Here is a 21889-nt window from a genome sequence, read left to right as displayed (position 1 = left end):
GGCACGAGCACGTTGCCGCCCGTGGCGCCGTCTGGCTGACTCGGCGCATGACCTTCACCGCGCCGCGCCGTGTCGTGACCGGCCACACTCCCGACGGCGTCTCCGTAGTCGTCTCCGACGGTCCCGTGCCGGTCACCCGGCAGATTCCGGCCGACGGTGTCGCCTTCCACGAGATCTGGAACACCGAGGGAGCACCGGCCCGCATCACCGCGGCCGAACCAGGCGAACCCACCGAGCGGGAACTGACCGTCCCGCCCCCGCCGCGCGGTACCCGGATCCGGATCAACGAGTTCGCACCCGGTCACCTGGACGAGCGCGGCCTGCAATCCCCGGTGCACCGAACCGCCTCGATCGACTACGGCATCGTGCTCGAAGGCGAGATCACGCTCGTGCTCGACGACTCCCAGGTCACCCTGCGCGCCGGCGACGTGGTCGTCCAGCGCGGCACCGACCACGCCTGGGCCAACCGTGGCACGGTCACTGCCAGAGTCGCCTTCGTCCTGGTCGACGGCGAGTTCGACGAGCAACTGGCGGCCTTCGCCGCGGGCCTGATGCTTGGCGGCCCGCGGGATTAGGGTGGCGGGTCGCCGGCGCGCACGAGCCCGCTCTGATAGGCGATGACGACCAGTTGAGCGCGGTCGCGCACACCGAGCTTGGTCATCGCCCGGTTCACATGGGTCTTCGCCGTCAGGGGAGACAGGTGGAGTCGCTGGGCGATCTCCTCGTTCGACCGGCCGTGCGCGACCATCGTCAGCACCTCACGCTCGCGGTCGGTCAGCCCCTGGATCGGATGGGCTTCCGGCAGCGGCGCCAGCTCCGGATGACTGAGGAACCGGCTGATCAGGACCTGCGTGGCGCGCGGCGACAGCAGGGACTCGCCGGCCGCGATGGTCTTCACGGCGCGTACCAGGTCGGGTGGATCGACGTTCTTGCCGAGGAAACCGCCGGCTCCGGCCCGCAGCGCACGCACCACGTTGTCGTCGTTCTCGAACGTGGTGAGGATCAGGATCCGTACGCCGGAGAGGCTGTCGTCCTCGGCGATGAGCTGTGTCGCCTCCAGGCCGTCCAGATCCGGCATCCCGATGTCCATCAGCACCACATCGGCGCGGCTGCTGCGGGCGAGATCGACCGCGTCGCGGCCGTTGGACGCCTCGCCCACCACCTCGATGTCGGGCTCGCCGTCGAGGATGAGCTTGAAACCGCCCCGGATGAGGGCCTGGTCATCGGCGAGCAGCACGCGAATCGTCACAGTTGGTCTTTCGTCTTCGGGGCGGGTAGGACGGCACGCAGCCGGAACTCATCGCCGGAGCGATGTCGTGCTTCCAGCGTGCCCCCGGCGGCGGTGACCCGTTCCCGCATGCCGATCAGACCGTAACCGCTGCCGGTACCGGCCGTCCCGATCGGATTCACCACTTCCAGCACCACCTCGCGCGGGGTGTAACTGACCGTGAGACACGCGGTTCCGGTGCCGTGTTTCTGCGCGTTCGTGAGCGCCTCCTGCACGATGCGGAACGCGGCCAGGTCGACCACGACCGGCAGCGCACGTGCCTCGCCGTGCTGCTGGTGGCCGACTTTCAGGCCGGCGGCGGCGACCGTGTCGAGCAGCGCCGGCAGCCGGGCCAGCCCCCGGACCGGTTCGGTGCCAGGCTCCAGATCACCGGCCTGCCGCAGCACACCGACGATGGAACCGAGTTCTCGCAGCACGGTGTCCGAGGCGTGCCGGATGTGTTCCAGCGCCGAGTCGGCGGCAGCCGGCTGCCGGCGCATGACGTGCCGGGCGGCGCCGGCCTGCACGTTGATCACGGCGATGTGGTGGCTGACCACGTCGTGCAGTTCCCGCGCGATCCGGATGCGCTCCTCGAAGACCCGGCGGCGGGCCTCGTCGTCGCGCGACTGCTCGGCCCGCCGGGCGCGCTCCTCCACTTCGGCGACGTAGGCGCGGCGGCTGCTGGTGGCGTCGCCGACCGCGGTGGCCATCCCGACTCCGGCGAGCGTGGTGATGTTCTGGGGCGCCCACCAGCTCGCGTCGGAAGTGGCGACCAGCGCGAGGTAGAGCGGCAACGCGATGGCCGCGGCGATCAGCCACATCCGCTGTCGCTCGGTGCGGGTGGCCACGGTGTACACGCACACCAGCAGCGCGATCATCAACTCCGGGCCACGCCAGTCGGCGACGAGCGTCTGCACGATCGTCGCGGTAGCGGTCACCGCGAGGACCGGGGCCGGCCACCGTCGGCGAACTGCCACTGCCAGGCAGGCGAGGACGGCGACGATCCGCGCCGCCGGCGCCTCACCGATCGCCATCGCGGGCCCCGCCAGCGCCAGGCCCAGGACCGCGTCGAGCAGCAGCGGATGCCGTACGGCCGTGTCACGGAATCGCTGCACAGCGGGGTTGAACATGCATAGAAGGTAGGCCGTCGGACCGTTCCCGGCGTCGTCCCCTCGTGGGCTGTGTGCCGGCTGTGCAATACCACGGTCGTAGTAGGGATTCGGGCATCACTGACTACCGCTGGAGGACGCGGCGAACCTCGACAGTGGTCCATCGTTGGGCTGCTTCTCGTAAACCTTGTGTTCATGCTTCATTCCCCCGCTCGTCAATCAGATTGGCCCTTCTCATGCGACTGCCGTTCCGCCGTCGTACGGCTGAGGAACCCGCGCCACCAACGGCGGAGGTTCCCGAGCCGGACGCCGATGTCGGCCACGCGCTGCGCGCTCCCAGCAAGCTGCACGCGTTCAACCGGTTCGAGATCAAATACCTGCTTCCCAGTACGGAGGTAGCCCGGCTCCGCACCGTGCTGGAGTCCCGCCTCGACCGTGACAGCCACAGCGGCGACGGTGGCTACGGCGTGTGGAGCACCTACTACGACACCCGTGACCTGCGCTTCTACTGGGAGAAGATCGAGGGCCTGAAGTTCCGTCGCAAACTGCGGGTACGTCACTACGGCGACCGCTTCAGCGTGGACGACGACACCGACGTCCACGTGGAGATCAAGCAACGGGTCAACCGGGTCACCCAGAAGCGGCGCGTCGCCATGCCGTACCACCTGGCCCGTGACCTGTGCGATCGCCGGATCCTGGTCGAGCGCAGCCCGTTCGTCGAGGAGGTCCTCGGACTCGTCTCGGTGCTCGATCTGCGGCCGGTGGCAATGACCGGTTATCAGCGAGAGGCCTACATGGGCCGGGACGCCGACACCGGGCTGCGCGTCACGATCGACAGTCGTCTGCGCGGCCGGGACCGCGATTTTGCCTTCGGAGCCGACGCGGAGAACCGGCTGATCATTCCGGCCCAGCTCTCGGTGGTCGAGTTCAAGGCCAACGAGCGGGTCCCGTACTGGCTCACCGACCTGGCCGCCGAGATGAACATGTCGGTCGTGCGGGTCTCCAAGTACTGCCAGAGCGTCGAGGCCTTCGGCCGCGCTCCTCGTTCGATCTTCCACGTCCCCGACCACGAACTCAGCGAGGCCTGATTCCCATGCAATTCGACGTTCAAGATCTGTCCGGCACATTCAGCGTCGGCGACATCGCCATCGCGCTGCTGCTGTCGTTCGTGCTCAGCACGATGATTGCTTGGGTCTACCGGTTCACCCACCGAAATGTTTCCTACAGCCAGTCCTATGTGCAGACGCTGATCATTCTCGGCATGCTGATCTCGCTGATCATGCTGGTTGTCGGGTCGAACATCGCCCGTGCCTTCGCGTTGGTCGGCGCCTTGTCCGTGGTGCGGTTCCGCAATGCGATCAAGGAGACCCGTGACGTCGGGTTCATCTTCCTGGTGATGGGCGTCGGCATGGCCGCCGGCACCCGCTTCTACACCCTCGCCGTGGTGGCCGCGGTCACGATCAGCCTGATCATCGTGGTGATGTTCCGGTTCAACTGGTTCGCGGCGAACGTGCAGCGGCAGGTCGTCAAGGTGCAGGTCCCGCCGGAGGGCAACTACACCGACGGCATCCAGGACGTGCTGATCGCGCACACCAGCGAGTTCGAGCTGATCAGCATCGAGTCGATCCGCGGCGGGGCGCTCACCGAGCTGATGTACACCGTGCGCCTGAAGAAGGGTCACGAGCCCGGCCAGCTGATCTCCGCGCTCGGCGAGCGGACCGGCGGGCAGCGGGTGACGGTCCTGACCGGATACGACCAGGCGGACCTGTGACCCGCCTGAAGTACCGGATCCCGGTGCGGATCCGGCACTACTGGAAGCTGCTCGCGACCTGCGCGACGGTGGCGCTCACCCTCGTGGTGGTGTTCAGCACCGTTCGCGTCGCGCCGCTGGTGACCAGCTCCAGCGACAACGACGGTGACCAGATCACCCAGGACATCACCGGCACGAAGGACCTGTTCGACGCGACCGTCGCGCACAGCATCAAGCTGACGTTCCGGGACGACGCGTACGAGCGATTGCTCGACTCGTTCTGGAAGGACGGCGAGAAGGAATTCCTGGAGGCCGACCTGACGATCGACGGCACCACTGTCGCGAGCGTCGGGATCCGGCTCAAAGGCAACTCCACCCTGTCCGGTCTGACCCGCAACGGTGAGTCCAATCCGAACGGCTTCGGCGGTGCCGGGCGAGGCCGCGACACCGGGCGAGACGGCGGCGCGCAAGGCGGCGGCTTCCCGGCCGGCGGCTTCCCCGGTGCCGGTGCTCAAGGCGGAGGTCTTCCCGGCGGTGGTGGCTTCGGCGGCATGTCCTCGCTCAAGGCCGAAGAGCCGGAAACCCTGCCCTGGCTGATCCGCTTCGACGAGTTCGTCGAGGGTCGCCGCTACCAGGGGCACCGGGAGATCGCGGTCCGGGTCGCCGGCATGGGTGGCGGCAGCACGGTCCTCAACGAGGCGGTGTCCCTCGACGTGCTCGCCGCCGCGGGTGAGACGGCCCAGCGCTACGCCTACAGCAGCTTCACCGTCAACGACCGCCCGACCACCGCCCGGCTGGTCGTGGAGCACCCCGACGAGAACTTCGCCGACGACATCGACGGCAAGGGCGTGCTCTACAAGAGCCTGGCGACCAGCGAGTTCACCGACCAGGGCGACGACCAGACCGACTACGCCGACGACTTCAAGCAGATCAACAAGAAGGGCAGCCAGGATCTGCAGCCGGTCATCGACCTGGTCAAGTGGGTGAACAACGCCAGTGATGCCGAGTTCGGCGCGCACCTCGGCGACCACGTCGACGTGCAGGCGTTCGCCCGCTACGTGGCGGTGCAGAACCTGCTGCTCAACTCCGACGACATGGCCGGACCGGGAAAGAACTACTACCTCTGGTACGACCTCAGGACCAAGAAGTTCACGGTGGTCGGCTGGGATTACAACCTGACGCTGTCCGGCAACGCCGAGCAGGACCCGAACGAGACCGTCAGCATGTTCGGCGGGGGTGGCGGCTTCCCGGGTGGCATGCAACTCCCCGAGGGAATGCAACTCCCCGACGGAATGCAACTTCCCGACGGTATACAGCCGCCCGCCGGGATGCAGGGGCAAGGCCCTGGCGGCGATGGTGGATTCGGCGGCGGCAACAAGCTCAAGGACCGCTTCCTGGCCAGCGCGGCGTACAAGTCCGTCTACCAGAAGGCCTACCGGGAGCTGTACCAGAAGATCTACGCCGGCGGCACCGCGGCGAACAGCCTGGACGCGATCACCCGGGTCCTGTCGACCGTCGGCGGCTACGACAAGGACGCCACCGCGACCGAAGCCGGCAAGCTCCGGACGCTGATCACGCAGCGATCGGCCTATCTTGCGAGCACCGAGGTGATCAAGGGTTGACGGCAGGTGATGCCGGCCCGCAGGCCCCTCGCGGGCCGGCATCATCCCCGAAAGTCGCGGACCTGACGCTGCACGCAGACCCACCCGCGGGCTCGGTCACGGCGGTCAGGTGCTGCTCCTGCGGAGGGGATCCACTTGGCGAGCCGGACGGTGAACCCCTCGGTCGACTTTTTCGCTGCTCCCACCTATGCGGACGCCCGCCGGTTCGAGTCGGGCATGACCGATGCGCTGGCGAACGTGGCGGCAGCGGCGGGGCTCGCCATGGTGAAGGAAATCGGGCATGCACAGGCCCATGCCCGGGTCGCGACGCACGTGGCCCGCCTCATGAACGGCCTGGCAGCGCTCGAAGACGCAGGAGTGGTCTTGTGGACGCCGGCCGACCCGGAGCGCCGCGCGGGCATCGTGGCTTTCGACATCCCACAGCACAGGAACCTGCACCAGTCGCTGACTCGTGAGGGTTTCCACGTCGGTGACTGGCAAGGGCACATCAGGATCGACCCGGCTTTCTCCAACAGCGCCGGGGAGATCGACGGCGTCCTGGCTGTCGTCGCCGCGCACGCCCGCAAGTACGGAGCCTGAGGGCCTGCTGGGCTTCATCCGCGGGTCTGTGAGCCGCCGAGCATGTCGACGAAGGTCAGGACGCACCAGGAAGGACCGCGGACCACCCGCCGTCCACCATCAGGTTCGCGCCGGTCACGTAGGACGCCTCGTCGGACACGAGGAACAGCGCACACCGCGCGACCTCCTCCGGAACACCGATCCGGCCCAGAGGTATGGCCTCGGCGATCGTGCGCATCGGGTGGTCCGGCGCCAGCAGGTCGGCCTCGGTCGCGGGCGTACGGATCATGCCGGGACTGACGCAGTTCGCCCGGATGCCGTGCCGTGCCCCCTCGGCGGCGAGTTGCCTGGTCATCGCGATCACGCCGCCTTTGGTCGCGGTGTGGGCGATCCGGTTGTTGGTCAGCGATCCGGTCGTCCCGGCGGTCGAGCCGACCAGCAGGATGCTGCCGCCGCCACGGGCGATCAGATGTGGCCACGCGTGCTTGGTGACGAGAAAGACGATGTCGAGCTCGTTGCGCAGGGTGAAGGACCATTCCGCGTACGTCGTCTCGGCGATCGGCGCGAACCGGGTCGCCCCCGCGTTGTTGTAGACCACGTCGATCCCGCCGTGCCGCTGCGCTGCCGTGTCCACCCAGTCGCGTACGCCGCCCTCGTCGTTGAGATCCAGCGGATGAGTGCTGTCCATGACCCCGCCCGCGGCCCGGACCAGCTCGACGGTCTCCTCCGCACCGCCGGCGTCGAGGTCGGTGCCGGCCACGATCGCGCCCTCCGCGGCGAACAACAGCGCCGCCGCCCGGCCCTGACCACCCGCCGTGCCGGTGATCAGCGCAACCTTGCCTGCCAGCCGTCCCGTCATGCCCCCACGGTCCGTTGCGGGGCACCCCGGAGGGAAGGGCGATCTACTTATACGGGCCATCAGCGACGCCGATGCCGCAGACCATGGCGCGAGCGAGCACTGCCGTACCAGGGTGAGTCATGAACGAGGAGAGAGTCGCCGTCGTCACCGGAGGCGCGTCCGGTATCGGAGCCGCCATCGTCGAGCGGCTGCGCGCCGACGGGCACACGGTGGCCAGCTTGGATCTCACCATCCCGGCCCCGGCGCGTGACGGCGTGCTCGACCTCGAATGCGACATCAGCGAAGCGGCAGCGGTCGAGGCGGCGATCGGACGCATTCGGTCCGCGCTGGGCCCGGTGCAGGTGGTCGTGCACTGCGCCGCCTACCAGGTCGTGGCCACGTTCGACCAGCTGGAGCCGGCGCTCTGGCAGCGCACTTTCCGGGTCAACGTCGACGGCGCGTTCCACGTCGTCCGCGCCGCCCTCCCCGACCTTCGCGCCGCCGGCTGGGGGCGCATCGTCGTCATCACGTCGTCCAGCCTGTTCGCGCCGCCGCCCGCGATGACGCACTACGTGGCGACCAAGGGCGCGCTCACCGGCATGGTGCGAGCGCTGGCCACCGAACTGGGCCCGCACGGCATCACCGTCAACGCGGTGGCGCCGGGCCTGACGGCCACCGACAAGGCTCTTGCCGACATCCCCCAAGCCCACTTCCAGGCGGTACGAGCCCGGCAGGCCATCCCGCGCACCGGCCGGCCGGAAGACATCGCCTCGGTTGTCGCCTTCACGGTCTCGGACGACGCCGCGTTCGTCACCGGACAGACCCTGCTGGTCGATGGCGGCGAGAGCCGAATCTGAACGACTGATTGGCTATTGGTACCAGGACTCATAGGGAAACGGGCGCCTGGTAGCTCTCCTCCGCCCCGCGCAATATCGAGTCGCGGGTGACATCCCGTTGCTGTCGGAGGAGAGAGAAACCGTAATGACAAAAACCATCGGCATTATCGGCTCGGGGCTGTCGGGAAGTGGGCTGGCGCGTCTTGCCGTGGCGGCCGGCTACCACGTCGTGATCAGCAACTCCCGGGGTCCGGAGACGATTTCCGGGCTGATCGAGGAGCTCGGCCCGCTTGCTCGTGCGGCGTCCGTCGACGAGGCGATCGCGGCGGGGGACCTGGTGGCGATCCCGATCCCGTTGGCGAACTTCGAGGCGTTGCCGGCCGGCAAGCTCGCGGGGAAGGTCGTGATCGATCAGACGAACTATTATCCGGCGGCCAGTGATTTCCGCCGGGACGATCTCGACAGTGGTGAGATCACGTCCAGTGAGCTGGTGCAGTCCCATCTGCGGGACTCGAAGGTGGTCAAGGCGTTCCACAACCTCGACTGGCATCACCTGTCGTTCAACGCCCGGCCGCAGGGTGACCCGGAGCGTACGACGTTGCCCGTGGCGGGCGACGACGTCGCTGCCAAGGAACTGGTGACGCGGTTCATGGAGGCGGTCGGCTACGACGTGGTCGATGCCGGTTCGCTGGCGGAGAGCTGGCGGATCGAGCCGGACACCGGGATCTACTTCTGGCCGTACGCCCCGAAGATCCCGCAGGGCCTGTCCGATGACGAGCAGAAGCGGTTCTATCTGGAGCACATCGGCGAGCCGCTCTCGCGGGAGACGGCTCGGGAGCTGATCGCCACCGCGAAGCGGCCGTCGCCGATCGGCGGCAGTCTGGAAGGGCTTCCGCCGGCACACGTCGCCATCTTCCTGGACCTCGCGCGCGGCGCGACGTTCAAGAGGTAGGCAATGGGCGCGGGGTGCCGTCCGGCGGCACCCCGCGGGCCCGGCCCCGGAAACTGCGAGGTGAGGAGCCGACGACACGCCGGAATGCTCATTCTCTTGGTGTGTGCTTCCGGCTCGGGTGCTGCGTGGGACCGGCATTCATAGGCAAGGCGTCACGATCAGAGCTTGTACCCGCCGCTGGCCTCGATGACCTGGCCGGTCACCCATCGAGCCTCGCCGGAGGAGAGAAAGGTGACGACCGACGCGATCTCGGCGGCATCGCCGAAGCGTCCCAGCGCGGTTTCCGCTTCTATCGCCGCGACCATCCCGGCATTCTCGCGGACGGCGGTGTTCATGTCGGTCCGAACCCAGCCGGGAGCCACGGCGTTGACGGTGATTCCGCGCGGTCCCAGCTCGATGGCGAGCGTGTGGGTCAGATTGTTGATGCTCGCCTTGGCCATCGAATAGATGGGCGCCGCCGCCATCGGCCGCGAGCCCGCGGCCGAGGACACGTTGACGATCCGCGCGCCGTCGGAGAGGCGGCTCAGCGCCGACTGGACGACGAAGAAGGGCGCGCGGGCCTGGACAGCGAACATCGTGTCCCACGTTTGCGGCGTGGCGTCGGCAAGGCCGCCCCAGCCTGAGTTGCCCGCGTTGTTGACCAGGATGTCGAGGGCGTTGCCGCCGGTGCGCCGGGTGAGTTCGTGGTCGAGCTGCTCGAACAAGGCCGGGATGGAGGCTGCGTCGACGAGGTCGGCGTGCAGGGCGAAGGCGCTTCCGCCCGCCTTCTCGATGGCGGCGACCGTCTCCTCGGCCCCGTCCTTGCTCGCGTTGTAGGTGAGGGCGACGGTCGCCCCCTCCTTCGCCAGACGCTCAGCAATCGAACGTCCGATACCGCGGGAACCGCCGGTGACCAGAGCAGTCTTCGCGGCAAGTGGCTGTGACATCAGAATCTCCTCGAGAAACGTGGGAACCCCTTTACTGTTCCTCTCACGTCCGCGCTGATCCATAACGTCGAGTCCGGCTTTGTTTACCGATCATCCAGCCCCTGGCGACTCGCGGTGGGCCTCTATGCTGGCCGGGTGGCAGCGTGTCCTGAGCTGGCCGTCGCCGTCGTCAGCGGCGGCGAGGGTCTCTTCGGGGCAACCCCGAGGATGTTTGCATGATCACCGCAGCGCATCGCCGGCGCGCCACCGCGCTTCGCGCGAGACGGCGCAGGCACGACCGGGATTCGTCGGGACACGCTGCCCCTTTCGTGGTCGCCGGGGCTCTGGCCGACGCGCTGCTCACCACCGACTGGCAATACAAAAACATGCTTGCGGCTGTACGGGTGGTGACCGTCGGCCGCAGCAAGTGGGCGCGCCGGCTGGTCAAGGCAGTCCTGCTGGCGTACCCGCGGGCGCCGTACGACCGGCCCCGCGAGCTGCGCTCGGTTCTGACCGCCCTGCCCGATCCTCCCCGGCGGACCGTCATCCGGCGCCGGCTTGCGGTGCCGACCCGAGCCGTACGCCTGCGGTGGAATGCTCCTGTCGTTGACGATCTGGCCGGGCTGGCGGCCTTTTTCGGGCTCGGCGGCGACGCGCTTGACTGGTTCGCCGACCGCCGGGAGATCAACCGGCATGCCCGGGACGAGAAACTTCGTCATTACCGGTACGGCTGGCGGCCGCACCGGCTGATCGAAGCGCCGAAACCACGCCTGCGCGCTCTGCAACGCCTGGTTCTCGACCAGATCCTGGCCCGGGTGCCGGTCCACCCGGACGTCCACGGTTTCGTGCCCGGCCGGGGTGTGCACACGTTCGCCGAGGCGCACGCCGGCCAGGAGGTGCTGATCCGGCTCGACCTGCGGGCGTTCTTCTCCAGCATCACGGCGGCCCGGATCTACGGGCTGTTCCTCGGCATCGGCTATCCGGAGCCGGTCGCGCACGCGCTGACCGCCCTGACCACCACCCGCACACCGGCCCGGGTCCTGCGCGCCGCCCCCGGCCCGCACCTGGCCGCCCTGCTGCGGCAACCGCATCTGCCGCAGGGCGCGCCGACCTCGCCCGCCCTGGCCAACCTGTGCGCCTACCGGCTCGACCGGCGGCTCAGCGGGCTCGCCGGCCGCTTCGGCATGACCTACGGCCGGTACGCGGACGATCTGGCCTTCTCGGGCCGCGGCCCGGCCGGCCGGCTCGTCGAGCTGGCCGGTGAGATCGTGACCGAAGAGGGCTTCCGCCTCCACCCGGCCAAGACCAGGATCCGGGGCCGCTCCCAGCGCCAGTCGCTGACCGGCCTCGTCGTCAACGACCGGCCGGCCGCGCCCCGTGAGGAGTACGACCGGCTGCGCGCGATCCTGCACAACGCGGCCACGCACGGCCTGGCCGCGGCCAACCGCGACGGGCACCCCGACTTCGCGGCCCACCTCGCGGGCCGGGTCGCCTGGATGTCCCACCGCCACCCGGCCCGCGCCGCGAAACTCGCCGCCCTCCTCGAGGCCGCTGTCACGGCAGGATGATTCTGGAGGCCGGCGACGCGCGTCCGGTGGGGGCCCGCCGGCGTTGTTCAGGGGAAGAGCGGCCGTCCGATCGGTTCGCGCGATCCTGGAAGAGGACATCCCCCCATGAACGAGAGCACAGGAACCACGGTCAAGCGCGGCCGGACGAGGCGGTACGCCATTGCCGCCACCGTTGTGGCCGTCGTCGCCGGTGGTGGTGTCGCCGCGGTCGGCATCGCCAGCGCGGACACCACGCCTACGCCCTCGAACCCGTACATCGTCGCCCCTCCCGGCACGACCCTGGGCGGCGGTGACGTCACGGCCGTCCAGGTCGCCGGCCGGAGCTTCTCGGGCACCTCGGTGCCGGCGAACGCCACCAGCGCGCTTGTCAAGATCACCAGCGTCAACCCGTCGTCCTCGGGCAGCCTGACCGTCTACACGGGCAAGCGGCCGTCCGGCGCCGCCACCGTCAGCTTCCGGCGGGGTCAGACCGCGTCCGGCACGGCGAACGTCACGCTCGACAGCCGCGGACGACTCGCCGTCTACAGCACGGCGCGGACGCGGTTCACCCTGCAGCTGCAGTCGTACACCACGCCGGCGACCACCCCGCCGACGCCTACGTGCACCGCGACGATCTCCACGATCGCGCCCAGCGCCAAGACGCTGACGAACGTCGGCGGCAGCATCCGGGCCGGGGCCACCGACTTCGGCAGCGTGAACCTGCCGGCCGGCACCTACGACGCCCGCGTCATCGGCGGCTTCACCGGCTTCAACAACAACGACACCTGGCTGCCGCAGGGCGTGTTCCTGACCGGCACGATGACCGTCGTCAAGGGCGCGACGATCAACTCCGACTTCACCAACAACGTCACCGCGGGCGGCGTGATGATCCCCAAGTCGGACAGCGCCACCCTGACCCAGGACCCGACCCTGTCGATCTCCACCTTCCTGGTCCTGGACGCGCCCACCGAGGTCCACGTCAAGCTGTTCGCGTACGCCTCCAACAGCGGGACGGCCGGATCGGGCCAGGTCAAGGCCAACGTGCAGAGCGCACAGTTCCGCAAGGTCTGCTGAGACTGAGAGCGGGGGCAGGCGTGAAGCCTGCCCCCGCGTTCTAGCCGACCCGCTCCAGGAAGGCGGTGAGGTTGGTGGTCAGGCGCTCGATCTTCTCGTCGAGCGAGATCGTCTCGGGCAGGCGGCCGCCGGGCCCCGGGTCGCGCTTGCCGCGGATGTAGAGCGAGCAGCCGAAGTCGTTGCAGAAATAGCTGCCGACGGAGTCGCCGCGCTTGCCGGCCTCACCCGCCCGCGGCGCGACCATCAGCGAGACGCCGGTCAGCGGGCTGACCGTGCACATCGAGCACATGCTGCGCCGCATCCGCTCGGCGCCCGCCTTCGGGGTCCGCAGGACGAACGCCTTGTCGCCGACGGCCAGATAGGCCCGGTGCTCGGCGCGCGGATCGCGCCAGCCCAGGTAGTCGAGATCTTCCCAGTTCTGCTCGCCCAGATTCCGCGGCACGTACAGGCGCTTGGCCTCGCCCTTGCTGCAGTTCACGAACGCGGCCCGGATCTCCTGCTCGGTCAACGGCTTCATGCGGACAACGCTACGGTTGCCTAAATGCTTTAGGCAACGGAATAATGGTCACAGGTTCTTGGAGGGGGTACGCCTGTGGCGCGAGCAGGACTGACACCGGACCGCCTGGCTCAGACCGGAGCCATGCTGGCCGACGAGATCGGCTTCGAACAGGTGACGGCGTCCGCCCTGGCCCGCCACTTCGGCGTACAGGTGGCCAGCCTCTATTCGCACGTGCGCAACACCCACGACCTCAAGGTGCGGATCGCCGCCGTCGCCCTGGCCGAGATGGCCGACACCGCGGCCGTCGCCCTCGCCGGCCGTTCCGGTCGCGACGCGCTGGCCGCCCTGGGCAACGTCTACCGCGACTACGCCCGTGCCCACCCCGGCCGCTACGCCGCCGCCCAGATCAGGCTCACGCCCGCCGAGGCGGCGACCACGGCCGGCCCCCGCCACTCGGAGATGATGCGGGCCGTCCTCCGCGGCTACGACCTGAACGACGAGGACCAGGTTCACGCCGTACGCCTGCTGGGAAGCATTTTCCACGGGTTCGTGAGCCTGGAGCAGAGCGGCAGTTTCGACCACAGCACACCCGGCAGCGACAAGTCCTGGACCCGGATCCTCGACTCCCTGGACGCGACGCTGCGCACGTGGCCGACGGCCGGAACCTCTCGCCTCAGCTGAGGATGGCGGTGGCTTCGATCTCCACCACGAAGTCGGGCGTGAACAGAGCCTGGACGCCGATGATGGAGAGGGGCGGGGCCGGAACGGGCAGACCGTCCTGCTCCTGCACGCGGGTGATGGCGGCCAGCACGTCGTCCCACTTCTCCGCCGTCCAGTCCACGACGTAGAAGGTCAGCCGGGCCAGATCGCCGACATCCCCGCCCGCCCCGCGAACACCAGCGATGATGTTGCGCAGAGCGGCCTCGACCTGGCCGCCCAGGTCCGGCGCGGCGGGCAGGAAGTCGGGGGTGACCCCGGCCTGCCCGGCCAGCAGAACGATCCGGGACCCGGTCCCCACGGCGACCGGCGAGTAGTCGGTCTGCTTGAGCAGTCCTTCGGGGTGCAGGAACTCCACACTCATGGCGATCTCCCGTCGTACGAACGCTGCGGATCTTTCCCCGAGTGCATCGTGTGTTCCCGCAACACAGTCAAGGAGATCCCGCCCAGGGCCTGGACTGTGTTGTCGGGACACCGTTTGTACTGGGTGCATGCCCACCTTGCCGTTGCCCCAACAGCTCTTCCTACTGAGTCATCAGCCCGAGAAGGGACGGCTCGACGACGACAGCGAGGCGGTACGGGGATCGCTGCTCCGCGGTGCCGCGGTGGCCCAGCTGCGCCTGGCCGGATTGCTGCACGACCGCGCCGGCAAGGCGCAGCGGACGAACGCGGCCGGGGCGGAAACGCTCGACCCCTTCCTCGCTGAGGTGCTCGCCGATGTGGCGGCCGATCGTCCGCGCCGCTGGTTCGATCTGCTGGAACAGCGGTGGCAGAAGGCCGAGGAAGCCGTTCAGGAACAGCTCGCCGCGGCCGGGATCGTCACCGTCGAGCAGCGCCGGGTTCTGGGCATCATCCCCGCGAAACAGATCGCGCCGGCCGACCACGGCTCGGTGCGGGCGCTCCGCGACCGGGTACGCCGGGCGGCGCACCGTGAACCCGGATCGGCGCCGCCGCCCGTCGGCGAGGCCGTGCTGGCCGCCCTGGCGATCGACGGCAACGTGAGCACGGTGTTCGGATGGCGTGACCTGTGGGGGCACAAGGCCGCCGTGGCCGAGCTGAAGGACCAGGTCGACCGCGAGCTGCCGGGTCTGCGCTCGGCCCTGATCCAGTCCATCGCCCTGCGCCGCGCCGGGTGAGCCCGCGCCACTACCCTCGCCGGCGGGCGAGATGGACGGTGATGTCGGCGGCGATCTCCACCGTCTCCGGGAGGACCCGCGCGATCTGGCCGAACAGCTGCTCGCGGCGCGGCGCCGGCAGTTCCAGGTACGCGGAGATCGTCGCCAGGTGCTCGACGTAGCCGGCGGCGGTCATGGTGAGCCGCCGCTCGATCACGGCCTGGCGGACATCGGTGAACCACTCGGAGGCCTCAAGCTCGTCCGCGGGCCACTGCTGCACGCCCTGCCCGGCCGGGAGCGGGACGTCGTCGGTCTCCATGAACGGGGACCGGGCCTTTCCCACGGCCTCCTCGACCGCCGGGTCGGCCAGCTCGATCGGGCCTCCGAAGCAGGCGAAGACACCGCCCGGCGCCAGCAGGGCGGCCATCCGCGACCACCGCCCCTCGGGGCGCGTCCAGTGCAGCGAGGCCGCCGCGTAGACCAGGTCGTACCGCTCGCCGAGGGGCAGCTCCTCGAACGCGGACCGCATCGTCCGCACCGACGCCGGCACGTGCTTGCTCAGCTCGGCCAGCATGTCCGGGTCGGGCTCGGTCGCGGTCACCGCGACGCCCGGGCGGGCGAAGAGGCGGGTCGCCTTGCCCGTTCCGGCGCCGATCTCGAGCGCGGTGCGCAGAGGCCGGGCCGCGTAGTCCGTCACCAGGACGAACAGCTCGGCGGGATAACCCGGCCGGAACCTCTCGTAGGCCTCCGCGACAGCTCCGAAGCTCATAGCGCGTCCCGTCATGCCGACCATCCTGCCCGATGAAGGTGTGGCCGGTGATCTCCGCCGTCACCTGGACGCCGGCGCCGTCCGCCATTCGGTGGTCAGCCTCGCGGCCTTCGCCACGGTCTCGCCGAGGCGCGCGAAACCGCGGTTGGAGACTGCCGCGAATCTCTCCGGCCGTAGCGCGAGCAGGCCTGTGTGCCGCGTCCGGAAGTCGTCGTCCGTCGAAAAGTGCTTTCGAAGATCGGCGTGGACCGAGGCTGACAGTCTCGCCCGGTCGTAGCAGTTCGTCTCAGTGCACGTCCTGAGTTGTCGATCATCCCGCCCGATAAGGTGGGGCCGGTGAGTGCTCCCGTTGACGTCGACCTGGTTCTCGTGGGTGGTGGGGGAGCGGCCTCGCTCGTGCTGGCCTCCCTCGGGCGGGAGCGGCTCTCCGGCGTACGGCTGGCGATCGTCGATCCTGTGCGCAAGCGCGGCCAGGACCGGACGTGGGCGTTCTGGGGGACGCCGGGCACGGCCTTCGACCCTCTTCTGAGCGCCAGCTGGGACGAGGTCGATGTGGTGACGCCGGAGCGGCGGCGGGTGCTTGCGCTTCAGCCCTTGCGGTACGCCATGTTGCGCTCGGCGCCGCTCTACGAGATGGCCGCCGGTGTCGAGGAGCGGCTCGGCGCCCTGCGGATCACCGCGCCGGCCGGGGAGCTGGTGGACGACGGTGAGAGCGTCGTCGTCATGGGGCCGGACGGGCAGCCGTTGGTGCGGGCGGGATGGGCGCTCGACTCGCGGCCGCGGAAGCCGCGGCGGCCGGGGCGGACCAACTGGTTGCAGCATTTCCGTGGGTGGTGGCTGGAAGCCGGCAAGGCGGTCTTCGATCCGGGGCGGGCGGTGCTGATGGATTTCCGTACGCCGCAACCGGCCCGTGGGGTCTCCTTCGGCTATGTGCTGCCGGTCAGCGACCGGTTCGCGCTGGTCGAGTACACCGAGTTCTCGCCCGCTGTGCTCGACGGCGACGCCTACGACGCCGCCCTGCGCGCCTACGCCGATCTGATCGGGCTCGACTTGGGGGAGTTGCGGGTCCGTGAGGTCGAGGACGGCGTCATTCCCATGACCGACGGCGTCTTCGACGCCCACCCCACACCCCGGGTGGTACGCCTCGGGACCGCCGGCGGGGCCACACGGCCGTCGACCGGGTTCACGTTCTCCGCCATGGCCCGCCAAGCCGAGGACGTGGCCCATGCGGTTGCGGGCGGCCGTTCACCCGTACCGCAAGCGCCCTATCCGCCCCGTCATCGATGGATGGACGGCGTGCAGTTGCGGGCCTTGGATAAAAACCTGGTCGACGGGGTGGCCTTCTTCGACCGCCTCTTCGACCGCAACCCGGCCGAGCTCGTGCTGCGGTTCCTCGACGGCACCACCTCGTGGGCCGAGGACCTGCGCCTGATGGCGTCGAGCCCGCTCCTGCCGATGACGCGGGCCGCCGCCGGGGACGCCGTCAGCCGGCTCAGCGCGGGCAGGCGCCCACATGGGTCGGGCCGTGCCGGAGCAGCAGGCGGGTAGCCAGCACCTCGGCCGCGACACCCCGGCCCGTGTACAGGCCGGCCTGGTTGCTGAACTCGAAGTGCTGACCGCCGTACACCCGGGAACGTCCGGCCTCTGAAGCCGCCGAGGAGAAACCGGGGTAGGACCGGGCGGCACCGCCCGGCGCCGAATCGGTCGTGTGGGTGAAGGCGATGGCGTCGTCGCAGAAGAAGCCGGCCAGGACGGCCGAACCGGCGCCGCTGTACGAGCTGTGGCCGGACACGTATTCCGGGGTGCTGCCGACGCTGCCGGCGCGGGCCGACCACGTGGGATCGGTCGTCTCGCGGATCGCCGTGGTGGGGCGCCAATGACGGTAGCGGTATTTGGTGCCGACCGTGGCGACGGTCGTGTCGGCCAGGCCCATGGTGAGCAGCGCGGTCAGCCGGGTCTGCTCGGCCAGCGGCAGGTGGCGGGCGGTGGCGACACCCAGGCCGATCCGCAGCCACTCGCCGGGCGGCTGGTCCGAGCCGGCGGGCAGCGACCAGTACTGATAGGTGGCGAGCAGCTCCGCGTCGGGCAGGGCGGCGTTGCCGAGGACGGCCACCTCGGCGTAGGCGGCGGCGTAGGGCACGCTGGTCAGCGCGGGCGGACCGGCCGGGATGTAACGGTTCGGATCGGCCACGGCGAATGGTTGCACGTTGCGATATTGGGTGCCCGACCAGGCGGCCCGGAAGACGCCCGGGCCCTCGCCGGCGGGCTGGGACTCGACCGGCGTGGAGCCGTCGCCGGTGCGCACCGAGACCACGGCCCGGCCGACGTGACGGCCCCAGGCGGCGCCGGACTGCGGCTTGGTGAGGCGGGCCAGGTCGGCCGCGAGCCGGGCGTCATAGGTGGCGGCGCGGGCCGGGTCGAGAGCGACCAGCACCTCGTGCGCGGCCGACGCGGCGGCGGCCTGCGCGTCGGCGTGGCGCGGCCCGGAGCCGGGGACCAGGGCGGGGGTCCGGGCCCGCGCTCCGGCGAGCCCGTTCACCGCGTCGTACATCGCGACGTTGACCATCGCGTACATCCGGGCCGCGTCCGCGTCGGTGGCGCGCGTGACCCGTACGGCGTCGAGGGCGAATCCGTTCCACACCCGCACACTGTCGATGTCGGCCGGCGCCTGAGCGCCCGCGAAGCCACCGGCCAGACTCAGCGCGACCACGATCCAGGTCTTCCTCATCGACACACCCTCCACCCGGCGCCCATCCGGCGGCGTCGATGCGTCCTCGATCAGACTCGGCGGGGATTGTTGACAATGTTGTCGCCGTGGTGCGATAGGCTGCGCTGATGCAGCCCGAGAAACACCGCGCAACGGCCGCCGCGCAGGCGAGGGACGGGTTGCGCGAGGCGATCCTCCGCGGCGAATACTTGCCCGGCGAGCGGCTCGTCGAGGCCCAGCTGATCGAGCGGTTCGCGGCCAGCCGGTTCAACGTGCGCGCGGCCCTGCAGGACCTGGCCGGCGAGGGCCTGGTTCAGATGGAGCGCAACCGCGGCGCCCACGTGCGCAAGGTGTCCATCGAGGAGGCCGTCGAGATCACCGAGGTCCGCATGGTGGTCGAGGGGCTGATCGCCGCCCGCGCCGCCGAGCGGGTCACCGGCGAGCAGGCGGGCGAGCTCGACGAGATCGGCCGGCTCATGCGCGCGGCCGTCGCCGAGGGGGAGTACAGGGCGTACAGCGATCTCAATCAGCGCCTGCACGCGCTGATCCGGAGCATCGCCGGGCACGGCACGGCCGACCGGATCGTCGAGACGCTGCGCGGCCAGCTGGTGCGCCACCAGTTCATGCTGTCGCTGCTGCCGGGCCGCCCGCAGACGTCGCTGCCGCAGCACGAGCGCGTCATCGCGGCCATCCGCGACCGCGACGCCAAGGCGGCCGAGGGCGCGATGCGGGAACACATCGCCAGCGTCATCGAGGCGCTGCGCTCCATCGACTACCTCGGCGGCCCGGCGTGACCGCGATCGCCGTGCTCGGGCTGGGCGAGGCGGGCAGCCGGATCGCGGCCGGCCTCGTCGCGGCGGGCGCCACCGTCCACGGGTTCGATCCGCTGGTCGGTGCGCCTGACGGCGTACGGCCGGCGAAGAGTGACGCCGACGCCTGCCGCGAGGCCGGCCTGGTGTTGAGCGTGAACAGCGCGAGCCAGGCCCTCGACGCGCTGCGGCAGTCGCTGCCGTCCTGCCGGCCGGGGACGCTGTGGGCCGACCTGAACACGTCGGCGCCCGGTGTGAAGGAGCAGCTGTTCGCGGCGGCGGACGGGGCCGTGGAGGTCGTGGACGTGGCGTTGATGGCGCCGGTGCCCGGCCGTGGGTTGCGGACCCCGATGACGGCCAGCGGCCCGAGTGCGGCGAAGGTCGCCGCGGTCCTGACGGGCTACGGTGCCGACATTCAGGTCATCGAGGGGCCGGTGGGCGCGGCGGCCACCCGCAAGCTGCTGCGCAGCGTCTTCTACAAGGGCATGTCGGCCGCCGTGACCGAGGCCCTGGCGGCGGCCCGGGTGGCCGGGCTCGAGGAGTGGCTGACCGAGAACATCCGCAACGAGTTCGTGCGCGGCGACGCCGCCACGCTCGACCGCGTCGTCGAGGGTTCCCGGGTGCACGCCGTGCGCCGCCGCGAGGAGATGGCGGCGGCGGCCGACCTGCTCGACTCGCTGGGCGTGCCGGCCCGGGTGGCCCGCGCCAGCCGCGACTGGCTCGGCGATCTAGCGGATAGGCGAACCGACCTAGCGGGGTAGGCGGACCGTCACGACCGTGCCGTGCGGCTCGTTCGCGGTCGCGGCGACCGTGCCGCCGTGCTGGGACGCGGTCTGGGCGACGATGGCCAGGCCCAGCCCCGAGCCGGGCATCGCGCGGGCGGCCGGCGCCCGGTAGAAGCGGTCGAAGACGTGCGGCAGGTCCTCGGCGGCGATGCCGGGGCCCTCGTCGGCGACGGTCAGCGCCCACCAGTGCGGCCCGTCGGCCCGCAGGGTGGCCGTCACGGTGCCGCCGGCCGGGCTCCACTTGGCCGCGTTGTCGAGGATGTTGACGACCATGCGTTCCAGCTCGCCCGGCCGCCCGTTCACGGTGGCGGGGGCGAGGCCGGTCGTGAAGACGAGGCCGGGGGCCCGGGTCCGTACCCGGTTGGCGGCCGCGGTGACCACGTCGGCCAGCTCGACCGGTTCGACGGCCTCCCGGGTGGTCTCCTCCCGGGCCAGTTCGACCAGCTCGGTGGTCAGGGTGGCCAGCTCGCGCACCTGGGCGTCGAGGTCCTCCAGCAGCGACGCCCTCTCCTCGGGCGGCAGCCGGTGGGCCAGCTCCGGCCGTCGTTCGACTTCCAGGAGCAGTTCCACATTCGTACGGATGCTGGTGAGGGGCGTACGAAGCTCGTGCCCCGCGTCCTCGACCAGGGTGCGCTGCGCCCGCCGGGCCGAGTCGATCGCCGCCAGCATCGTGTTCACCGACCGGCCGAGCCGCGCCACCTCGTCGACCCCCGACACCTCGACCGGTCTGGTCAGGTCGGTCGTGACCGCCACCTGCTCGACCGACGCGGTGAGCTTCTCCACCGGCGCCAGGCCGGCCCGCGCCACCAGCCGCCCGAGCCAGGCCGCGCCCGCGATCCCGAGCACGCAGGCCGCCGCCAGCACCCCGGCCAGCAGGGTGAGCAGATCGCGGGTCCGCTCCTGGTTGATGGCCACCTGCACGGCGCCGCCGCCGTACTTCACGGGCACGGTGAGCATCTGATGGTGGTCCCCATCGATGATCACCTCCTCCTGGAAGGGCGGCCGCTTGCCCGCCGCGATCTCCTTGGCCGCGGCGGTCACCGGCAACGTCTCGGCCGAGCCGCTGACGATCGCGCCCGACGAATCCAGGAGCTGCCAGGTCGGCCCGAGCGGCTTGTGGTTGCCGTAGCCCTTGGGCATCCCCTCCTGGATGTCCTGCCACTCACTCGGAGCGGCCGCGATGGACCGGGCATCGGAGTTGAGCGCGGCCTCGAGCTGATGCGCCTGCAGAGCGGCCACGGTGAGCAGCGCCGCCCCGGCCATGACGACGACGGCCGCGGCCACCGCGCACGCCACCATCAGCGACAGCCGCGCGTGAAGGGTCCGCGGCCGCTTGATCACAGCGGATCCTCGCGCAGCACGAAACCCACCCCGCGCACGGTGTGCAGCAGCCGCGGCTCGCCCTCGGCCTCCAGCTTGCGGCGCAGATAGCCGAGGTAGACGTGGATGCTGTTCGACCCCTCGCCGAAGTCGTAGCCCCACACCTGCTCGAACAGGGCGGCCCGGGTCAGCACCTGCCGCGGGTGCCGCAGAAAGGCCTCGAGGATCGCGAATTCCGTACGGGTGAGACGCAGCTGTCGCTGTCCGCGCCACACCTCGCGCGTGACCTCGTCGAGCCGGACGTCATCGAACACGAGCCGCTGCTCGTCGGCGGCCGGGCCGCCGCCCAGCGCCGACCGCCGCAGCAGAGCCCGGATACGGGCCAGCAGCTCCTGAAGAGCGAACGGCTTGACCAGATAGTCGTCGGCCCCGGCGTCGAGCCCGGCGACACGGTCGCCGACGCTGTCGCGGGCCGTCAGCATCAGCACCGGAAGCAGCAGACCCTCGGCCCGCAGCCGCCGGCACGCCTCGAGGCCGTCCATGACCGGCATGCTGACGTCCAGGATCATCGCGTCCGGCCCGGCCGTCTTGGCCACGTCGATCGCCTGCTTGCCGTCACCGGCCGTGTCGACCTGGTAACCCTCGAACCGCAGCGTCCGGGCCAGGGAGTCCCGGACGGCCGCGTCGTCATCCACCACGAGTATGCGCAT

24 protein-coding genes are annotated in these 21889 nt (G+C 70.3%); 14 read left to right on the top strand and 10 right to left on the bottom strand.

Translation table 11 applies throughout. From position 1 onward, the window contains the following. The first annotated feature begins 47 nt into the window (after nt 1–47). Nucleotides 48–575 (top strand): cupin domain-containing protein, encoded by a 528-nt coding sequence (locus ACFY36_RS14360; protein ID WP_499746396.1) that lies wholly within the window; start codon nt 48–50, stop codon nt 573–575. On the opposite strand, the gene ACFY36_RS14355 is transcribed toward ACFY36_RS14360, so the two are convergent. Then, on the bottom strand, nt 572–1249 hold the full coding sequence (locus tag ACFY36_RS14355; RefSeq protein ID WP_499746395.1) for a response regulator: 678 nt from the start codon (nt 1247–1249) through the stop codon (nt 572–574). The genes ACFY36_RS14360 and ACFY36_RS14355 overlap by 4 nt on opposite strands. Next, the gene (locus tag ACFY36_RS14350; protein WP_499746394.1) at nt 1246–2397 is read right to left on the bottom strand and encodes a sensor histidine kinase; all 1152 of its coding nucleotides are present in this window, start codon (nt 2395–2397) and stop codon (nt 1246–1248) included. The genes ACFY36_RS14355 and ACFY36_RS14350 overlap by 4 nt, the downstream gene beginning before the upstream one ends. 215 nt (nt 2398–2612) lie before the next feature. Between ACFY36_RS14350 and ACFY36_RS14345 the strand changes: the two genes are divergently transcribed. The 4 genes from ACFY36_RS14345 (at nt 2613) to ACFY36_RS14330 (ending at nt 6327) form a co-directional block, all read left to right on the top strand. Beyond that, nucleotides 2613–3464 carry a polyphosphate polymerase domain-containing protein gene (locus tag ACFY36_RS14345; protein WP_499746393.1) on the top strand — a complete coding sequence of 284 codons (852 nt, stop codon included), beginning with the start codon at nt 2613–2615 and terminating at the stop codon, nt 3462–3464. Between the two features lie 5 nt (nt 3465–3469). Further along, nucleotides 3470–4147 carry a DUF4956 domain-containing protein gene (locus ACFY36_RS14340; protein WP_499746392.1) on the top strand — a complete coding sequence of 226 codons (678 nt, stop codon included), beginning with the start codon at nt 3470–3472 and terminating at the stop codon, nt 4145–4147. Continuing rightward, nucleotides 4144–5748: a CotH kinase family protein gene (locus tag ACFY36_RS14335; RefSeq protein WP_499746391.1), complete on the top strand. Its 1605-nt coding sequence runs from the start codon at nt 4144–4146 to the stop codon at nt 5746–5748. The genes ACFY36_RS14340 and ACFY36_RS14335 overlap by 4 nt, the downstream gene beginning before the upstream one ends. A gap of 150 nt (nt 5749–5898) precedes the next feature. Then, the gene (locus ACFY36_RS14330) at nt 5899–6327 is read left to right on the top strand and encodes an aminotransferase class V-fold PLP-dependent enzyme (RefSeq protein WP_499746390.1); all 429 of its coding nucleotides are present in this window, start codon (nt 5899–5901) and stop codon (nt 6325–6327) included. Between the two features lie 55 nt (nt 6328–6382). On the opposite strand, the gene ACFY36_RS14325 is transcribed toward ACFY36_RS14330, so the two are convergent. Beyond that, nucleotides 6383–7165, bottom strand: a complete 783-nt coding sequence (locus tag ACFY36_RS14325) for an SDR family NAD(P)-dependent oxidoreductase (protein WP_499746389.1) — start codon at nt 7163–7165, stop codon at nt 6383–6385. A 119-nt stretch (nt 7166–7284) separates the two neighbouring features. Between ACFY36_RS14325 and ACFY36_RS14320 the strand changes: the two genes are divergently transcribed. Both ACFY36_RS14320 and ACFY36_RS14315 read left to right on the top strand, forming a co-directional pair. Beyond that, entirely contained in the window at nt 7285–8001 is a 717-nt protein-coding gene (locus tag ACFY36_RS14320) for an SDR family NAD(P)-dependent oxidoreductase (protein WP_499746388.1), read from the top strand. Nucleotides 8002–8098: 97 nt separating this feature from the next. Beyond that, complete coding sequence (locus ACFY36_RS14315) at nt 8099–8932, top strand: NADPH-dependent F420 reductase (protein WP_499746387.1); 834 nt, start codon at nt 8099–8101, stop codon at nt 8930–8932. 158 nt (nt 8933–9090) lie between these two features. On the opposite strand, the gene ACFY36_RS14310 is transcribed toward ACFY36_RS14315, so the two are convergent. Then, complete coding sequence (locus ACFY36_RS14310; protein ID WP_499746386.1) at nt 9091–9921, bottom strand: SDR family NAD(P)-dependent oxidoreductase; 831 nt, start codon at nt 9919–9921, stop codon at nt 9091–9093. Nucleotides 9922–10166: 245 nt separating this feature from the next. Here ACFY36_RS14310 and ACFY36_RS14305 point away from each other — a divergent pair, with 245 nt between their 5' ends. Both ACFY36_RS14305 and ACFY36_RS14300 read left to right on the top strand, forming a co-directional pair. Beyond that, a complete protein-coding gene (locus ACFY36_RS14305) occupies nt 10167–11405 on the top strand; it encodes a reverse transcriptase family protein (protein ID WP_499746385.1) in 1239 nt (412 codons plus the stop codon). Between the two features lie 105 nt (nt 11406–11510). Further along, a complete protein-coding gene (locus ACFY36_RS14300) occupies nt 11511–12458 on the top strand; it encodes a hypothetical protein (protein ID WP_499746384.1) in 948 nt (315 codons plus the stop codon). A gap of 40 nt (nt 12459–12498) precedes the next feature. On the opposite strand, the gene ACFY36_RS14295 is transcribed toward ACFY36_RS14300, so the two are convergent. Further along, nucleotides 12499–12975 (bottom strand): FBP domain-containing protein, encoded by a 477-nt coding sequence (locus ACFY36_RS14295; RefSeq protein WP_499746383.1) that lies wholly within the window; start codon nt 12973–12975, stop codon nt 12499–12501. Nucleotides 12976–13050: 75 nt separating this feature from the next. Here ACFY36_RS14295 and ACFY36_RS14290 point away from each other — a divergent pair, with 75 nt between their 5' ends. Beyond that, a complete protein-coding gene (locus tag ACFY36_RS14290; RefSeq protein ID WP_499746382.1) occupies nt 13051–13638 on the top strand; it encodes a TetR/AcrR family transcriptional regulator in 588 nt (195 codons plus the stop codon). On the opposite strand, the gene ACFY36_RS14285 is transcribed toward ACFY36_RS14290, so the two are convergent. Then, entirely contained in the window at nt 13631–14038 is a 408-nt protein-coding gene (locus ACFY36_RS14285; protein WP_499746381.1) for a RidA family protein, read from the bottom strand. The two genes, ACFY36_RS14290 and ACFY36_RS14285, sit on opposite strands and share 8 nt — an antisense overlap. Before the next feature lie 127 nt (nt 14039–14165). Between ACFY36_RS14285 and ACFY36_RS14280 the strand changes: the two genes are divergently transcribed. After that, nucleotides 14166–14810: a GOLPH3/VPS74 family protein gene (locus ACFY36_RS14280; RefSeq protein ID WP_499746380.1), complete on the top strand. Its 645-nt coding sequence runs from the start codon at nt 14166–14168 to the stop codon at nt 14808–14810. A 10-nt stretch (nt 14811–14820) separates the two neighbouring features. Here ACFY36_RS14280 and ACFY36_RS14275 read toward each other — a convergent pair whose 3' ends face one another. After that, nucleotides 14821–15573 (bottom strand): class I SAM-dependent methyltransferase, encoded by a 753-nt coding sequence (locus tag ACFY36_RS14275; protein ID WP_499746379.1) that lies wholly within the window; start codon nt 15571–15573, stop codon nt 14821–14823. Between the two features lie 312 nt (nt 15574–15885). Between ACFY36_RS14275 and ACFY36_RS14270 the strand changes: the two genes are divergently transcribed. Then, a complete protein-coding gene (locus tag ACFY36_RS14270; protein ID WP_499746378.1) occupies nt 15886–17106 on the top strand; it encodes a lycopene cyclase family protein in 1221 nt (406 codons plus the stop codon). Here the strand turns inward: ACFY36_RS14270 and ACFY36_RS14265 are convergent. Continuing rightward, on the bottom strand, nt 17051–18286 hold the full coding sequence (locus tag ACFY36_RS14265; RefSeq protein ID WP_499746377.1) for a vanadium-dependent haloperoxidase: 1236 nt from the start codon (nt 18284–18286) through the stop codon (nt 17051–17053). The genes ACFY36_RS14270 and ACFY36_RS14265 overlap by 56 nt on opposite strands. A 107-nt stretch (nt 18287–18393) precedes the next feature. Here ACFY36_RS14265 and ACFY36_RS14260 point away from each other — a divergent pair, with 107 nt between their 5' ends. Further along, the gene (locus ACFY36_RS14260; RefSeq protein ID WP_499746376.1) at nt 18394–19059 is read left to right on the top strand and encodes a GntR family transcriptional regulator; all 666 of its coding nucleotides are present in this window, start codon (nt 18394–18396) and stop codon (nt 19057–19059) included. Further along, on the top strand, nt 19056–19835 hold the full coding sequence (locus ACFY36_RS14255; protein ID WP_499746375.1) for an NAD(P)-dependent oxidoreductase: 780 nt from the start codon (nt 19056–19058) through the stop codon (nt 19833–19835). Before ACFY36_RS14260 ends, ACFY36_RS14255 begins: the two co-directional genes overlap by 4 nt. On the opposite strand, the gene ACFY36_RS14250 is transcribed toward ACFY36_RS14255, so the two are convergent. Further along, nucleotides 19824–21200 carry a HAMP domain-containing sensor histidine kinase gene (locus tag ACFY36_RS14250; RefSeq protein ID WP_499746374.1) on the bottom strand — a complete coding sequence of 459 codons (1377 nt, stop codon included), beginning with the start codon at nt 21198–21200 and terminating at the stop codon, nt 19824–19826. The two genes, ACFY36_RS14255 and ACFY36_RS14250, sit on opposite strands and share 12 nt — an antisense overlap. Further along, nucleotides 21197–21889 carry a response regulator transcription factor gene (locus ACFY36_RS14245; RefSeq protein WP_499746373.1) on the bottom strand — a complete coding sequence of 231 codons (693 nt, stop codon included), beginning with the start codon at nt 21887–21889 and terminating at the stop codon, nt 21197–21199. The genes ACFY36_RS14250 and ACFY36_RS14245 overlap by 4 nt, the downstream gene beginning before the upstream one ends.

It is taken from the genome of Actinoplanes sp. NPDC000266 (assembly GCF_042899005.1).
GTDB lineage: Bacteria > Actinomycetota > Actinomycetes > Mycobacteriales > Micromonosporaceae > Actinoplanes.
Note: the sequence above shows the minus strand (reverse complement) of the source record. Positions and strands in the feature narration are given on the sequence as shown.

Bases quoted from the DNA above. Each gene is read 5' to 3' on its own strand.
- ACFY36_RS14360 (WP_499746396.1), top strand. From the start codon at position 48: ATGACCTTCACCGCGCCGCGCCGTGTCGTGACCGGCCACACTCCCGAC.
- ACFY36_RS14350 (WP_499746394.1), bottom strand. From the start codon at position 2,397: ATGTTCAACCCCGCTGTGCAGCGATTCCGTGACACGGCCGTACGGCAT.
- ACFY36_RS14345 (WP_499746393.1), top strand. From the start codon at position 2,613: ATGCGACTGCCGTTCCGCCGTCGTACGGCTGAGGAACCCGCGCCACCA.
- ACFY36_RS14340 (WP_499746392.1), top strand. From the start codon at position 3,470: ATGCAATTCGACGTTCAAGATCTGTCCGGCACATTCAGCGTCGGCGAC.
- ACFY36_RS14325 (WP_499746389.1), bottom strand. From the start codon at position 7,165: ATGACGGGACGGCTGGCAGGCAAGGTTGCGCTGATCACCGGCACGGCG.
- ACFY36_RS14320 (WP_499746388.1), top strand. From the start codon at position 7,285: ATGAACGAGGAGAGAGTCGCCGTCGTCACCGGAGGCGCGTCCGGTATC.
- ACFY36_RS14310 (WP_499746386.1), bottom strand. From the start codon at position 9,921: ATGGATCAGCGCGGACGTGAGAGGAACAGTAAAGGGGTTCCCACGTTT.
- ACFY36_RS14300 (WP_499746384.1), top strand. From the start codon at position 11,511: ATGAACGAGAGCACAGGAACCACGGTCAAGCGCGGCCGGACGAGGCGG.
- ACFY36_RS14295 (WP_499746383.1), bottom strand. From the start codon at position 12,975: ATGAAGCCGTTGACCGAGCAGGAGATCCGGGCCGCGTTCGTGAACTGC.
- ACFY36_RS14285 (WP_499746381.1), bottom strand. From the start codon at position 14,038: ATGAGTGTGGAGTTCCTGCACCCCGAAGGACTGCTCAAGCAGACCGAC.
- ACFY36_RS14280 (WP_499746380.1), top strand. From the start codon at position 14,166: ATGCCCACCTTGCCGTTGCCCCAACAGCTCTTCCTACTGAGTCATCAG.
- ACFY36_RS14275 (WP_499746379.1), bottom strand. From the start codon at position 15,573: ATGACGGGACGCGCTATGAGCTTCGGAGCTGTCGCGGAGGCCTACGAG.
- ACFY36_RS14265 (WP_499746377.1), bottom strand. From the start codon at position 18,286: ATGAGGAAGACCTGGATCGTGGTCGCGCTGAGTCTGGCCGGTGGCTTC.
- ACFY36_RS14260 (WP_499746376.1), top strand. From the start codon at position 18,394: ATGCAGCCCGAGAAACACCGCGCAACGGCCGCCGCGCAGGCGAGGGAC.
- ACFY36_RS14245 (WP_499746373.1), bottom strand. From the start codon at position 21,889: ATGCGCATACTCGTGGTGGATGACGACGCGGCCGTCCGGGACTCCCTG.